The organism is Neogemmobacter tilapiae (genome assembly GCF_014652215.1).
GTDB lineage: Bacteria > Pseudomonadota > Alphaproteobacteria > Rhodobacterales > Rhodobacteraceae > Neogemmobacter > Neogemmobacter tilapiae.
Genome location: NZ_BMYJ01000005.1, coordinates 126026 through 139312, shown reverse-complemented (window position 1 = coordinate 139312; position 13287 = coordinate 126026). Strand labels below are relative to the sequence as shown.

Below are 13287 nucleotides of genomic sequence, written 5' to 3'. Positions count from 1 at the left end.
AACAGGAACAGCGCGACCAGCACCCCCGTCGCCACCATCCCCCCGATCCGTGCATCCGACATGGGCCGCTTGCTCACACCATCACCCCCACCGCTGCCCGCCCGCGTTCGGCCCGCAGGTTCCGCGCCAGCAGGTCCATGCAGGCCATCCTGACCGCGACCCCCATCTCCACCTGATCCTGAATAACCGACCGGTTGATGTCATCCGCCAGTTCCCCGTCAATCTCCACCCCCCGGTTCATCGGGCCGGGGTGCATCACAATGGCGTCCGGTTTCGCATGGGCCAGCTTATCGGCGTCCAGGCCGTAGCGGTGGTAATACTCGCGTTCAGAGGGGATAAACCCCCCATCCATCCGCTCCTTTTGCAGACGCAGCATCATCACCACATCCGCCCCTTCCAGCCCCTTTGCCATATCGTCATACAGCTCACACCCGAACTCTCCCACGCCCGCAGGCATCAGCGTTGGCGGCGCGATCAGCCGGATGCGGTTTTCCATCTTGCCCAGCAAGATCAGGTTCGACCGCGCCACCCGGCTGTGCGCGATGTCCCCACAAATCGCCACCGTCAACCGCTGGATCCGCCCCTTCGCCCGCCGGATGGTCAGCGCATCCAGCAAAGCCTGCGTCGGATGTTCATGCCGCCCATCCCCCGCGTTCAAGACCGCGCAATTCACCTTGGACGCCAAAAGGTTCACCGCGCCCGAGGAAGGATGCCGCACCACCAGCAAATCCGGGTGCATCGCGTTCAGCGTCATCGCGGTATCAATCAGCGTCTCACCCTTCTTCACACTGGAAGAGGCCACCGACATGTTCATCACATCCGCCCCCAAACGCTTGCCCGCCAGTTCAAAACTGGCCTGCGTCCGGGTCGAGTTCTCAAAGAACATGTTGATCTGCGTCAGCCCCGCCAAAACGTCTGACTGCTTCACCGTCCGCCGGTTCAGATCGACATAGCGGTCGGCCAAATCCAGCACGGCGCGGATTTCGTCCGGGGCCAGATGTTCGATGCCCAGAAGGTGGCGCGCGCGAAAGCTCATTCTTCCAACCCCGACAGATAGGTATCGGCCACAGCAGGCAAATCCTCCAACCGGATCGCCCCCGGCTGATCCACATCCGAAAGCCCAAAGATTTGCGGCTCCTCGCCCGTCGTGCGAAAGATCGCAAAGGGCGCCCCATCGGCAATCCGGATACCCCAAAGCCCCGCCACATCGCCGCCGCTGTTCGGGTCAAACCCTTCGCCCAGCACGAACCCATCCGCCTCATAGGCCTCACTCGCCACCGTCACCCGGCCCGCCAGTTCAAAAACCTGTTCTTCCGTCATGATTGCCTTGAACCGCAGCCGCTCGCCTGCATCCTCAAACGGCATCATCGGATGCCGACCCACCCAGCGCGTCACCTGATCGCCTGCACCCGCGGCCACAGCCCCCGCATCGGAAAACGGCACGATGGTTTCGATCACCGATTCCCCCGCATAGGCATAGCTCACCTTCTGCACCGCCGGATCAAAGCTCGCCATGTCGATCACCACCGACGCCCCTTCCGTCCGTAGGTCCAACAACCCCTCTGAACAGGTGCCGAAAGCCTCATTCGGCGTTGCCCCGCTGGCCGAAACCTCCACCCATTGCCACAGCGTCGGGCAGGCATTTCCCCCGCTCGCCACCGCCAGCAACACCAGATCGACATCCGCCGCTCCGGGCTTGGCGATCACCTGCACGATATCGACGAAAGCATCCTGCGTGCCGTCCACCGCCGTCCCGTTCAGCGCCAGTTGATGCCCCGGAAATCCATCCAGATCGGCATCGACAATCGTCAAAGGCCCATGCTTGGACGTGGCCTCTTTCAGATAGGGCAGGTCCAGTTCTGCCAAGGCGGGCAAAGGGGCAAGCCCCAGAAAAAGGGCAAGGCTCAGGTGCTTCATCGGCGTCCCCATCATGCTGTTGGCCCCTGTTAACCCATGCCCCCCCATGCGGCAAGCGGGCTGGCGCGGGGCACGGGCATCGACTAGCTTCGCCCCATGGGAATCGCCTTGGACATGGATGCGCTGGATGGGCCGACGGCCCTTGCCCTGCTGGAATGGCAGGTCGAAATGGGCGTCACCGATGTCATCGGCGAAGCCTCGCTTGACCGCTATGCCCTGACCGACACCCGCCCAACGGCCCCCACCAAAGCCAAGGCCGCCCCCCCGCCCGAACCCATGATGGAACAGGTCGATCCGGTCGCCGTGGCCAAGATCGCCGCGAACAACGCCCCATCGCTGGATGCTTTGGCCGAGGCCCTTGCCGCCTATGACCATTGCGAGATGAAAAAGGGCGCCAAGCGCACCGTCTTTGCCGATGGCAACCCGCAGGCGCGGGTGATGATCATTGGCGAAGCCCCTGGCCGGGATGAGGATATCGAAGGCCGCCCCTTTGTTGGCCGTGCGGGCCAACTCCTCGACCGCATGTTCGCCGCCATCGGCCTGTCTCGCACCTCGCCTGATCCTGCGACGTCGCTTTACATTACCAATGTCATGCCTTGGCGGCCGCCGAACAACCGTGACCCCGAACCGGCCGAGGTTGCTATGATGCAGCCGTTTCTGGCCCGGCATGTCGAACTGATCGCCCCCGACCTGCTGGTGGTCATGGGCAACACGCCGCTTTTCGCCCTGACCGGCGGGCGGGGCATCACCCGCGCGCGGGGCAACTGGGCGCAGGCTTGGGGCAAGCCCCTCTTGCCGATGCTGCACCCCGCCTATCTTCTGCGCAATCCGGGGGCCAAGCGCGAGGCTTGGGCCGATCTCTTGGCCCTTCAGGCGCGGCTAAAGGAACTGGGATGAGATTTTGGCTTTACGGGCTGGCTTTGCTCTGCGGCAGTGCATTGCAGGCGCAGGAACTGGTCGACTATGACGCCCTCTTCCGCGACCATGCCGAACAGGTGGTGAAATCGACCGATGGAAAATCCGAACACCTCGAATTGCAAAACGGCGTTACGGTATCCCGCTATGCCAACGGCATTGTAGCAACTGATTCCAGCGAAGGCGGCGCTGTCGGATGCGCGCTGATGATCACCGGAGAGTTGCTGAACATCGCCCGGCAATGCCGCCCGGCGGAAACACAGCTTCAGGCTGGTCTTGAACAGAATTTCATGCGCGTTCTGCGCTTTGCAGCCGAAAACGCCTATCCTCCGCAGGATCCCGCGCCCCTGATCAAATTCTATGAGCAAAGCTTCAATCGGGCGATGGATCCCAAGAGTTGCGCAGAAATTCAGTCGGATGAGGGGATTTTGGCCATGATGAACGCCTTTTCAGACCCCTTGGCCACGGAAAGCATTGTGAAAATGCCCCGATTGCCGGTTTCCAACCCCTGCCTGTAAAATTTCACGATCTTCTGCGACGGAAACCCTACACGGTGACGTTATCCCTGAACGGGCCGGTTTGCCGGATGGCAAAACCGGCGTAGATTGCGGCAGGGCAAGGCACAGGCGGGTTCATGCGGTTTCTGATACGTTCTTTCATCGGTCTGGCTTTGGTTCTGGTCGCCTTGGCCCTGCTTTTGGCCGCCGCATGGGTCATCCGCGATGCCACCCAACCGCAACAGGCCGAAGGCGGGCGTCCGGGGCAGGGGGCCGAGGAACGGGTTTTCACCGCCGCCGTACTGACCATCACCCCCACCGAAATCGCCCCCATCCTGACCGCCTATGGCGAGGTCCGCGCCCTGCGTTCCGTCGAACTCCGTGCCGGGGCGGCGGGTGAGGTGATCTGGCTGGCCGAGGGTCTGGCCGATGGCCGCGCCGTCAAGACGGGCGAGGTTCTGTTGCGCATCGACCCCGCCGATGCCCAAGCCAGCCGCGATCTGGCCGCCGCCGATCTGGCCCGCGCCAAGGCCGAGGCCGACGAATCCACTCGCGCGCTGGCCATCACCCGCGACGAATTGACCGCAGCGCAGGCCCAGGCTGAACTCCGCGCGCAGGCCCTGACCCGCCAGCGCGACCTGCTGACGCGCGGCATCGGCAGCGACGCCGCCGTCGAAACCGCGGCCCTCGCCGCCTCCAGCGCCGATCAGGCAGTGCTATCCCAACGTTCCGCCGTCAGTCAGGGCGAAACCGCTGTCGCCTTGGCCGCCACATCCGTCGATCAGGCGGCCATCGCGCTGGATCAGGCCGAAAGGGCCTTGGCGGAAACCGAGGTCAAGGCCACATTCGACGGCCTTTTGGACAGCGTCACCGTCGGCTTGGGCGGCAAGGTTAGCGCGGGCGAGGTTCTGGCCCAGTTGATTGACCCCGGCGCGCTTGAGGTGGCTTTCCGCGTGCCCACGGCGGCTTTTGGCGGCCTCGTCGATGACAACGGCCAGATCCTTCCGCTTGCCGTCGCCGCCCGGCTCGATTCCGGCGCTTCCGCCCTGACCGCCACAGGCCGCCTGATCCGTGCCGGGGCGGCGGTCGGCTCCGGCCAAACCGGCCGTCTGGTCTATGCCGCGCTCAACGATCGCCCCCCCCTTCGTCCCGGCGATTTCGTTACCCTTTCCATCGGTCTAGGGCCCCTGTCCAATGTCGCCATGATCCCCGCCGCCGCTTTGGGCGGCGACGGTAAAATCCTGCTTTTGGGCGCTGAGGATCGGCTTGAATCCTTCGATGTCACCACCCTCCACCGCCAAGGCGACGCCCTGATCATCGACGCCTCTGCCCTTGCGGGCCGCGAAGTGATCCGCAACCGCACCGCCCTTTTGGGCGCAGGCATCAAGGTCAACCCCGTCCGCCCGGATGAAGGGGCCGCCCTGCAACTGGATCAGGCCCAGAAAGCCACCCTTCTGGCCCAAATCCGGGCCGCCACCCAACTCGATGACGCCGAACGCGCCGAACTGATGAAACTCGTCGAACAGGACCGCGTCACCGACGCCGCTTTGCGCGATCTGCAAACCCGTCTGGGGGGCTGACAGATGGCCACCCCTCCCAGCGACGCCCAGGGTTTCATCAGCTATTTCGCCCGCCACCGCACCCTGCCCAATCTCCTGCTTCTGCTCATGGTCGCCCTTGGCCTCATGGCGCTGACCCGTATGCGCGCCCAGTATTTCCCCGATGTCGTGCAGGCCGAAATCGTCGTTCGTGTGCCTTGGTCCGGCGCAGGTGCCGAAGATGTGGATCGCGGCATTATTCAGGTGCTGGAACCGGCCCTTCTCGTCGTCGATGGCGTCACCGATGTTTCGTCCCGCGCCACCGAAGGCTCGGGACGCATCACTCTTGAATTTGAACCCGGCCACGATCTCGGTCAGGCCGCCGAAGACGTGCAGACCGCCGTCGATCAAGCGGGCGACCTGCCCGAAGGCGCTGAAGAGCCGCAGATCAGCCGCTCCAACTGGCGCGATCAGGTCACCGATGTCGTCATCACCGGCCCCGTCAGCGTCGATCAACTGGGCCGTTTCGCCGATGAACTCGTCGCCCGCCTCTTTGCACAAGGCATCACACGCACCACGATTCAGGGCTTTGCCGCCCCCGAAACCCTCGTCGAAGTGCCAGTCCCCGAACTTTTGCGCCATGACCTGACCATGCAGGAAATTGCCGATGCCATTGCCGCCGAAACCCGCGCGGCCCCGGCGGGCGAACTCGCTGGCTCGGCCCGCGTCCGCAGCGGCGAGGCGGCGCGCGATGTCGCCGCCATTTCCGCTATCGTTTTGAAATCCGCGCCGGATGGCACCAAGCTGACCATCGGCGACGTGGCCAAAGTCTATCTTACCGGCAGCGACCGCAACCGCGCCTTCTATGTCGGCGACAGCCCCGCCATGACCGTCCGGGTGGACCGTTCCGCCGAAGGCGATGCCGTGCGCATGCAGGCCATTGTGCAGGCCGTCGCCGATCAGATGCAGCCCAGCCTGCCGCAAGGCGTGAATGTCGAACTCGTCCGCACCCGCGCCGAACAGATCACCGACCGCATCGACCTTTTGCTGGAAAACGGCATCATGGGCATGGCCTTGGTCGTCGGCTTTCTTTTCCTTTTCCTGAACGCCAAGACCGCGCTTTGGGTCGCCGCCGGGATTCCCGTCTCCATCCTCGCCGCCGTAGGCATCATGTATGCGGGCGGCATGACGCTAAACATGATCAGCCTTTTTGCTCTGATCCTCACCTTGGGCATCGTTGTGGATGATGCCATCGTCGTCGCTGAACATGCCGACTACCGCGCCCGTGTTCTGGGCGAACCCGCCCAAATCGCCGCCGAAAACGGCGCACGTCGCATGGGGCTGCCCGTGCTTGCCTCGACCCTCACCACCATCATCGCCTTTTCCGGGCTTGTAGTCGTCGGCGGCCGCTTCGGCGAAATCATCCAGGAAATTCCCTGGACCGTCACCTTTGTTCTGCTGGCATCCACCGTCGAAAGCTTTCTGATCCTGCCCCAGCACATGGCCCATGCGCTCCGCAGCCTCAAGACCGATGCCTGGTATGACTGGCCCTCGCGTCAGGTGCTGCGCGGTTTCGGCTGGTTCCAGCGCCGCATCATGCAGCCCTTCACCCGCCTTATCCTGCGCGCCCGCTATGCCGTTCTGGCCGGGGCCGTCTTTCTGCTCGCCCTTCAGGCCGCAACCTTTCTGCGCGGCGACCTACAATTCCGCTTCTTCGATGCCCCCGAACAATCCAGCGTCACCGGCAACTTCTCGATGTTGCCCGGTGCCGACCGCGCCGACAGCATGGCCATGATGCGCGAATTGCAGCGCGCCGCCGATGCCGTCGCGGCCCGCTATGCCGAACGCGACGGCATCAGCCCGGTCACCTATGTCATTGCCCAAATCGGCGGCGGGGCTGGGCGCGGTCTCTCCGGCGCGGAATCCAAGGATGCCGATCTTCTGGGTGGCATCGCCATCGAACTGATCGACCGCGATCTGCGGGCTTGGGCCGCCCGCGATTTCGTCCGCGATCTGGAAGGTGAGGTGCAGCCCGTTCCCCTGCTTGAAGAGCTCAGCTTCCGTGGCGCGCAATTTGGTCCCGGCGGCAGCGCCATTTCCGTCGATCTGATGGGAGCCGAGGCCGAAACCCTCAAAGCCGCATCCGAGGCGATCAAGACCCGTCTGGCCCAATTCCCCGAGGTCAGCGGTCTGGAAGATACCCTTGCCTATGACAAAGACGAACTCGTGCTGACCCTGACGCCCCAAGGGCAGGCCTTGGGCTTTTCCATCGACGGCATCGGGGCCAGCTTGCGCGACATGCTGGGTGGGGTCGAGGCGGCCAGTTTCCCCGATGGCCCGCGTTCGGCCACCATTCAGGTCGAACTGCCCCGCGCCGAACTGACCGCCGATTTTCTGGACCGCACGCTGATGCGCGCCAGTGCTGGCGTCTATGTTCCCCTCTCTGACATCGTCACCGTCGCCCGCAAATCCGGCTTTTCCGCCATCCTGCGCGAAAACGGCGCGCGTGTGGTCACGGTCACCGGCGATCTGAACGAAGCCGATCCGGCCAGGGCCGCCGAGGTGCAACGTGTCCTGCGCGACGAAATCCTGCCCGCCATCACCGCCGAATTCGGCGTCGAACAACAGCTTTCGGGATTGGCCGCGCAGCAGTCAGAATTTCTGGGCGATGCCGCGCTGGGCCTGATCATGGCCTTGGGCGGCATCTATATCTGCCTCGCCTTTGTCTTTCAGCGCTGGATGCAACCCTTGGTCGTCATGGCCGTCATTCCCTTTGGCCTTGTGGGGGCGATCTGGGGCCATGTGCAATGGGACATGGCCCTGTCGATGTTTTCGGTGGTCGGCATCATCGGCATGACCGGCATCATCGTGAATGATGCCATCGTCCTGATCGACACGATCAACGATTACCGCCGCAACCGCCCACTCAACCGCGCCATTGTCGAGGCCGTGTCGGACCGCCTTCGCCCCGTCATGCTGACCACCGTGACCACCCTCTTGGGCATGGGCCCCTTGCTGTTTGAACGCAGCGCCCAGGCCGAATTCCTCAAACCCACCGTCATTTCGCTCGTCTATGGTCTGGGCTTTGGCATGGTGCTGGTTCTGGTCGTCATTCCGGCCCTTGTGGCCGTGCAGCAAGACATTGCCCGCCCGTTGACCAGCCTTTGGCGGCTTCTGAAACCCAAGGCCCGCCGCCGTTGGCGCCGCGCCGCCCTGTCACGCCAGGGTTGACGGAAAGCCCCTTGCACCAGCGAAAAACCTGCTATGGATAAGCGGCCATTCCTCAGCGGAGAAAGATCATGTCAGACCTGATCATTGTCGCCTTCCAGGACGAAGCCACGGCGTTTGAGGCCCGGGCCGAACTGGTGAAGATGCAAAAGGAATATCTGATCGAGATGGAGGATGTGGTGATCATCGCCCGTTCTGAAACGGGGGCCATAACCCTGCATCAGGCCGTCAACCTTGCCGCCAGCGGGGCCGCAGGCGGCGGCATGTGGGGGGCCTTGGTCGGCCTTCTGTTCCTGAACCCCCTGCTGGGTGCTGCCGTCGGTGCCGGGGCCGGGGCCTTGGCCGGCTATGCCAGCGATGTCGGCATCAATGACGATTTCCTGCGCGATGTTGGCCAGTCGCTCGACAAGGGCGGGGCCGCCGTCGCCGTCCTGATCCGCAAGATGACCGCCGACAAAGTTCTCGCCCGCATGGCCGATTTCCGCGCCAAGGGCCGCGTCATCCAGACCTCCCTTTCCAGCAGCGCCGAGGCGAAACTGCGCCAGATGGTCGAGTCCGGCACCCTGCCCATGGGCAGCGCCTATCCGCAGCTGGGCGGGGGCAAGACATCCTGACCTGGCTGTTCCGGCCGCCCCGCATTGTGCCGGTGGCGGCCTCACCCACCTATGGCCTTCTGCCCCTTGTCGAACGCGCCGCCACCCCACGGCGGCCCGATCGCATCGTCTTTATCTGCGGCCTGCACCGCAGTGGCACCACCGCGCTTGAGGCTTGGCTTCACAGCCGCTTTGACCTCACCGTCCTGCGCGCCCCCGTCCCCGAAAATGAAGGCCAGCATCTGCAAGATATCCTTCCCGGCGATCATCTGCATGGTGGCCCCGGCCATTTTGCGCTTGACCCTGCCATGCGCCCACCCGCCCCCCGCTTCTGGCAAATCCCAACCCTTCGCCGCGAAATCCTGCGCGGCTGGACCCCGCATATGCAGGGGGAAAGCCCCATCCTTTTGGAAAAAAGCCCCCCCAACATCACCCGCATCGCTTGGCTTCGCGCCGTCTTTCCCGGATCGTGCTTTGTCCTGCTCACCCGCCATCCGCAGGCCGTCGCCATGGCCAGCCGCAAATGGCTGCGCAAGACCAAGCTCCAAGACTTCCATCGCCACTGGCAGACCGCCCACCGCATCGCCTTGGCCGATTGGCAAAGTGATTGCCTCCACCTCCGTTACGAAGACCTCTGCGCCGATCCCGAAACAGCACTTCAGGCCTGCGCCCAGACCTTCCAACTGCCCCAGCGCCCCAGCCCCCGACCCCTCCCCGAACGCTTCGCCACCCTGACCGACACCAACGCCGACTACCTTGCGGCCAGCCCCCGCCCCTTGCGCCGTGGCCTCTGGAACCGTTTCGGCTATGCCGACACCACCCCCGCTTGACGCAAAGCCGCCAAGGCCCGACAAGCATCGCATGGCAGGCAAGACCACAACCACGACCCGCAAGAAGAAATCCACCCCCGCTCCTCCGCCCAAACCGGCGCTGGGTCGTCGCTTGCTGCGCTGGACGGGCCGTTTCTTTATGGGCCTTGCGGCGTTCTACCTTGCCCTCATCCTGATTTTCGCCTTCGTCCCGCCCCCCATCAACATCTACCAGCTGCAAGAGGCCGCCCGCCTTGGCGGCATCTCCAAGGATTGGGTCGCCATGGACGACATCGCCCCCGTCATGGCCCGCTCTGTCGTCGCCGCCGAAGACGCCAATTTCTGCAACCACTGGGGCTTTGACATGGCGGCCATCCGTGCCGCCATCGCCGAAGGCAATGGTCGCGGTGCCTCCACCCTCAGCCAGCAAACCGTCAAGAACGTCTTTCTCTGGCAGGGCCGCAACTGGCTGCGCAAAGCGATGGAGGCGGGATTGACCCCCTTTGCCGAACTCGTCTGGACTAAGCGCCGCATGCTCACGCTTTACCTCAACGTCGCCGAATTTGGCGAAGGCGTCTTTGGCGTGCAGGCCGCCGCCCAGCATTATTTTGGCGTCGATGCCATCGACCTGACCCCCGTTCAGGCCGCAAGGCTGGCCGCCGCCCTGCCCAACCCCAAGGTACGCAATCCCGCCAATCCCACGGGCCAGATGCGCCGCCGCGCGGGCCAGATCCTTGATGGGGCCGAAACCATCCGCGTCGATGGCCGCGCCGCCTGTTTTGAATAGGCCGGATACCGCCTCGATGGGGGCCATGGCTTGAATTTCAGCCCCATCTGCGGCAATGAACGCCAAATCCGTGGGAAATCCGTTTCATGAACCGCCTGTATCACGTGCCCCTCTCGCCCTTTTGCCGCAAGGTTCGCCTGACGCTGGCCGAAAAGAAGATCGAGGTGGAACTGGTCGAGGAACGCTATTGGGAACCCACCCCCGAATTTCTGCGCCGCAACCCGGCGGGCAAGGTGCCCATCCTGCGCATGGACAGCCGCGTTCTGACCGAAAGTCAGGCCATCTGCGAATATCTGGAAGAAACCGTTCCGAACCCGCCCCTCATGCCCAAAGACCCCGGTGCCCGGCACGAGGTGCGTCGCCTGTGTTCTTGGTTCGATGACAAGTTCCAGAACGAAGTGACCTCCAAACTCGTCTACGAACGGGTGAACAAAAAGGTCATGGCCCAAGGCTATCCCGATTCAAAGAACGTGAAATTCGGCGCCGCGCGGATCAAATATCACCTCGACTATATGGCGTGGCTGCTGGACCAGCGCCGTTGGCTTGCGGGCGATGTCATGACCCTGGCCGATTTCACCGCCGCCGCGCATCTTTCCTGCCTTGACTACATCAGCGATGTCGATTGGCACCGCCAGCCTGCGGTCAAGGATTGGTATGCCAAGATCAAGTCGCGGCCTTCCTTCCGCACCCTCTTGGTCGATCAGATTTCGGGCTTCCCCCCGCCCGCCCATTACGCCGATCTCGACTTCTGACAAAGAAGACAGTGATGCACAGCTTGCGGCAAAGGCTGGAGGCACGCGCCTTGGAGGAGGGATTCTCCAAGCTGGGCATCTGTGCGCCCGATGCCGTGCCCGAAGGGGCCGGGCGCTTGGCCGAATGGCTGGAAAAGGGGCGTCAGGGCCAGATGCAATGGATGCAAGACCGCGCCGAATGGCGCGGTTCCGCCGCCACCCTATGGCCGCAGGCCCGTTCGGTGATCATGTTGGCCGAGGTTTATACCCCGGAAGCCGACCCCCGCGATGTGCTGAACCACCCCGACCACGCCGCCATCAGCGTTTATGCCCAGGGCAAGGACTACCATGATCTGGTCAAGCGCCGCCTGAAACGGTTGGGCCGCTGGCTGATTGAGGCTGAACCCTGTGAGATCAAGGTTTTCGTCGACACCGCCCCCGTCATGGAAAAGCCCTTGGCCCAAGCGGCGGGCCTTGGCTGGCAGGGCAAGCATACCAACCTTCTGTCCCGTGATCTGGGCAACTGGTTCTTTCTGGGCGCGATTTTTACCACGCTGGACCTGCCGAAAGACGCCAAGGAAATCAGCCATTGCGGCACCTGCACCGCCTGCCTGACCGTCTGCCCCACCGATGCCTTTCCCGCCCCCTATCAACTCGACGCCAGACGCTGCATTTCTTACCTGACCATCGAACACAAAGGCCCCGTCGATCCCGAACTGCGCCCCCTCATGGGCAACCGCATCTATGGCTGCGATGATTGCTTGGCCGCCTGCCCTTGGAACAAATTCGCCCAATCCGCACGCGACATCGGCTATCAACCCCGCGTTGGCGCCCCCCTGCTGGCCGAACTCGCCCAATTGGACGACACCGCCTTTCGCGCCCGTTTCGCCGGCAGCCCCATCAAACGCATCGGCCGCGACCGCTTTGTCCGCAATGTCCTTTATGCCATCGGAAATTCCGCAGAACCCCAGCTGCGCCCCGTCGCCGTGACCCTCACCCAAGACCCCGACGACACCGTCGCCGATGCCGCCCGCTGGGCCTTGGCTCAACTGTCCTGAAGCCTGTCCCGCAGCGCGCTGATCTGCTGATGCAACGCGTGCAGGGCGGGCATCTCCAGCCCCGTCGCCTTCATGATGCAGCCCGGCACATGCGCACTGGCCGCTTGCAAGCCCCGCCCCGCCTCGGTCAACCCGATCCGCACCTGCCGTTCATCCGCCGCACTGCGCGTCCGCTTCACAAAACCCGCCTGCTCCATCCGCTTCAACAGCGGCGTCAGCGTGTTCGACTGCAAACCGAGCTTTCCCCCGATCCCCCCAACCGTCTGATCGTCCTGTTCCCACAGCAGCAGCAGCACCAGATACTGCGGATAGGTCAGCCCCAAAGGCTCCAGCAGCGGCTTATAGGCCGCGCTCATCGCCTGATGGGCACCATACAGGGCAAAGCAGATGTGATCGTTCAGCGCAGGATGTGTCATGGCCCCACAATATATCGCGCACGATTTTGTCGCAAGTGGATTGACTCCTGCACGATTTAATATATCGTCAACGACAGAATCGCAAACGATAGGAGTTGATGATGACCAAAGTTCTCTATACCGCTGAATCGCAGGCCAAGGGTGGCGGGCGCGACGGACAATCCGCCACGCTGGACGGCGCGCTGTCTGTGACGCTGGCCCCGCCCACCGCGCTGGGCGGTTCGGGCAAAGGCAACAACCCCGAACAGCTTTTTGCCGTCGGCTATGCCGCCTGCTATCTGGGCGCGATCCGCTATGCCGCCAGCCAGGACAAAACGCTTCCTGCCGTTCCGGCGGATGCCACCGTGAATGCCACCGTCGGCATCGGCCCGCGGGACGATGGGGGATTCGGCCTGACCATCGGCCTCAAGGTCAATCTGCCCGGCGTCGAAAAAGAGGCGGCCGCCCGTCTGGTGCAGGCCGGGCACCACATATGCCCATATTCGAATGCTTTGAAGGCTGGTCTGCCGGTTGAGACGGTGATTGTTTAACAATCGGAAACGGCGAACGTAACCATTGCGGCAATCATGGCAGCGCCGTGGAATCGCTGCGACCGATCCCCGCCGTCTCGCCGAAAAAGCGCACCGCCTTGGGCACGATAGCACCCTAATCGTGCCCAATTCCGGTGTGATAACCACAACATGCTGAACGTGGGCGCCCGTTGGGGCTGTGTGAGTGTCAGTAACCAGTTTTCCGGGCCGGCCCCAGACCGGCCCTTGTGTGACAGTTCCGAGTGTCAGGATCGCGTTCAGCGCCGCC

At 63.5% G+C, this 13287-nt stretch carries 13 protein-coding genes; 10 read left to right on the top strand and 3 right to left on the bottom strand.

Annotated elements, in window-relative coordinates; genetic code table 11:
- Positions 1 to 73: 73 nt before the first annotated feature.
- Positions 74 to 1036, bottom strand: coding sequence for an aspartate carbamoyltransferase catalytic subunit (locus IE095_RS09420; protein ID WP_189411399.1), 963 nt, complete (start codon positions 1034 to 1036; stop codon positions 74 to 76).
- Positions 1033 to 1917 carry a hypothetical protein gene (locus tag IE095_RS09415; protein WP_189411398.1) on the bottom strand — a complete coding sequence of 295 codons (885 nt, stop codon included), beginning with the start codon at positions 1915 to 1917 and terminating at the stop codon, positions 1033 to 1035. The genes IE095_RS09420 and IE095_RS09415 overlap by 4 nt, the downstream gene beginning before the upstream one ends.
- 114 nt (positions 1918 to 2031) lie before the next feature.
- Here IE095_RS09415 and IE095_RS09410 point away from each other — a divergent pair, with 114 nt between their 5' ends.
- The 9 genes from IE095_RS09410 (at position 2032) to queG (ending at position 12073) form a co-directional block, all read left to right on the top strand.
- On the top strand, positions 2032 to 2814 hold the full coding sequence (locus IE095_RS09410; RefSeq protein ID WP_189411589.1) for a uracil-DNA glycosylase: 783 nt from the start codon (positions 2032 to 2034) through the stop codon (positions 2812 to 2814).
- Positions 2811 to 3350, top strand: a complete 540-nt coding sequence (locus IE095_RS09405; RefSeq protein WP_189411397.1) for a hypothetical protein — start codon at positions 2811 to 2813, stop codon at positions 3348 to 3350. The genes IE095_RS09410 and IE095_RS09405 overlap by 4 nt, the downstream gene beginning before the upstream one ends.
- A 116-nt stretch (positions 3351 to 3466) precedes the next feature.
- On the top strand, positions 3467 to 4909 hold the full coding sequence (locus IE095_RS09400) for an efflux RND transporter periplasmic adaptor subunit (RefSeq protein ID WP_189411396.1): 1443 nt from the start codon (positions 3467 to 3469) through the stop codon (positions 4907 to 4909).
- A gap of 3 nt (positions 4910 to 4912) precedes the next feature.
- Positions 4913 to 8098: an efflux RND transporter permease subunit gene (locus tag IE095_RS09395; RefSeq protein WP_189411395.1), complete on the top strand. Its 3186-nt coding sequence runs from the start codon at positions 4913 to 4915 to the stop codon at positions 8096 to 8098.
- 68 nt (positions 8099 to 8166) lie between these two features.
- On the top strand, positions 8167 to 8709 hold the full coding sequence (locus IE095_RS09390) for a DUF1269 domain-containing protein (RefSeq protein WP_189411394.1): 543 nt from the start codon (positions 8167 to 8169) through the stop codon (positions 8707 to 8709).
- 32 nt (positions 8710 to 8741) lie between these two features.
- Positions 8742 to 9518, top strand: a complete 777-nt coding sequence (locus tag IE095_RS09385) for a sulfotransferase family protein (protein WP_189411393.1) — start codon at positions 8742 to 8744, stop codon at positions 9516 to 9518.
- Between the two features lie 31 nt (positions 9519 to 9549).
- Complete coding sequence (mtgA, locus tag IE095_RS09380) at positions 9550 to 10284, top strand: monofunctional biosynthetic peptidoglycan transglycosylase (RefSeq protein ID WP_189411392.1); 735 nt, start codon at positions 9550 to 9552, stop codon at positions 10282 to 10284.
- 86 nt (positions 10285 to 10370) lie between these two features.
- Complete coding sequence (gene fzlA / locus IE095_RS09375; protein ID WP_189411391.1) at positions 10371 to 11036, top strand: FtsZ-binding protein FzlA; 666 nt, start codon at positions 10371 to 10373, stop codon at positions 11034 to 11036.
- Positions 11037 to 11050: 14 nt separating this feature from the next.
- Positions 11051 to 12073, top strand: coding sequence for a tRNA epoxyqueuosine(34) reductase QueG (gene queG, locus IE095_RS09370; RefSeq protein WP_189411390.1), 1023 nt, complete (start codon positions 11051 to 11053; stop codon positions 12071 to 12073).
- Here the strand turns inward: queG and IE095_RS09365 are convergent.
- Positions 12061 to 12489, bottom strand: coding sequence for a MarR family winged helix-turn-helix transcriptional regulator (locus tag IE095_RS09365; protein ID WP_189411389.1), 429 nt, complete (start codon positions 12487 to 12489; stop codon positions 12061 to 12063). The genes queG and IE095_RS09365 overlap by 13 nt on opposite strands.
- A 98-nt stretch (positions 12490 to 12587) precedes the next feature.
- Between IE095_RS09365 and IE095_RS09360 the strand changes: the two genes are divergently transcribed.
- Entirely contained in the window at positions 12588 to 13019 is a 432-nt protein-coding gene (locus IE095_RS09360) for an organic hydroperoxide resistance protein (RefSeq protein ID WP_189411388.1), read from the top strand.
- The last annotated feature ends 268 nt before the right edge of the window (positions 13020 to 13287 follow it).

Excerpts from the sequence above, each read along its gene's own strand:
- IE095_RS09395 (WP_189411395.1), top strand. The coding sequence starts at position 4,913 with ATGGCCACCCCTCCCAGCGACGCCCAGGGTTTCATCAGCTATTTCGCC.
- IE095_RS09410 (WP_189411589.1), top strand. The coding sequence starts at position 2,032 with ATGGATGCGCTGGATGGGCCGACGGCCCTTGCCCTGCTGGAATGGCAG.
- queG (WP_189411390.1), top strand. The coding sequence starts at position 11,051 with ATGCACAGCTTGCGGCAAAGGCTGGAGGCACGCGCCTTGGAGGAGGGA.
- IE095_RS09365 (WP_189411389.1), bottom strand. The coding sequence starts at position 12,489 with ATGACACATCCTGCGCTGAACGATCACATCTGCTTTGCCCTGTATGGT.
- mtgA (WP_189411392.1), top strand. The coding sequence starts at position 9,550 with ATGGCAGGCAAGACCACAACCACGACCCGCAAGAAGAAATCCACCCCC.
- IE095_RS09390 (WP_189411394.1), top strand. The coding sequence starts at position 8,167 with ATGTCAGACCTGATCATTGTCGCCTTCCAGGACGAAGCCACGGCGTTT.
- IE095_RS09400 (WP_189411396.1), top strand. The coding sequence starts at position 3,467 with ATGCGGTTTCTGATACGTTCTTTCATCGGTCTGGCTTTGGTTCTGGTC.
- fzlA (WP_189411391.1), top strand. The coding sequence starts at position 10,371 with ATGAACCGCCTGTATCACGTGCCCCTCTCGCCCTTTTGCCGCAAGGTT.
- IE095_RS09360 (WP_189411388.1), top strand. The coding sequence starts at position 12,588 with ATGATGACCAAAGTTCTCTATACCGCTGAATCGCAGGCCAAGGGTGGC.
- IE095_RS09405 (WP_189411397.1), top strand. The coding sequence starts at position 2,811 with ATGAGATTTTGGCTTTACGGGCTGGCTTTGCTCTGCGGCAGTGCATTG.
- IE095_RS09420 (WP_189411399.1), bottom strand. The coding sequence starts at position 1,036 with ATGAGCTTTCGCGCGCGCCACCTTCTGGGCATCGAACATCTGGCCCCG.
- IE095_RS09415 (WP_189411398.1), bottom strand. The coding sequence starts at position 1,917 with ATGAAGCACCTGAGCCTTGCCCTTTTTCTGGGGCTTGCCCCTTTGCCC.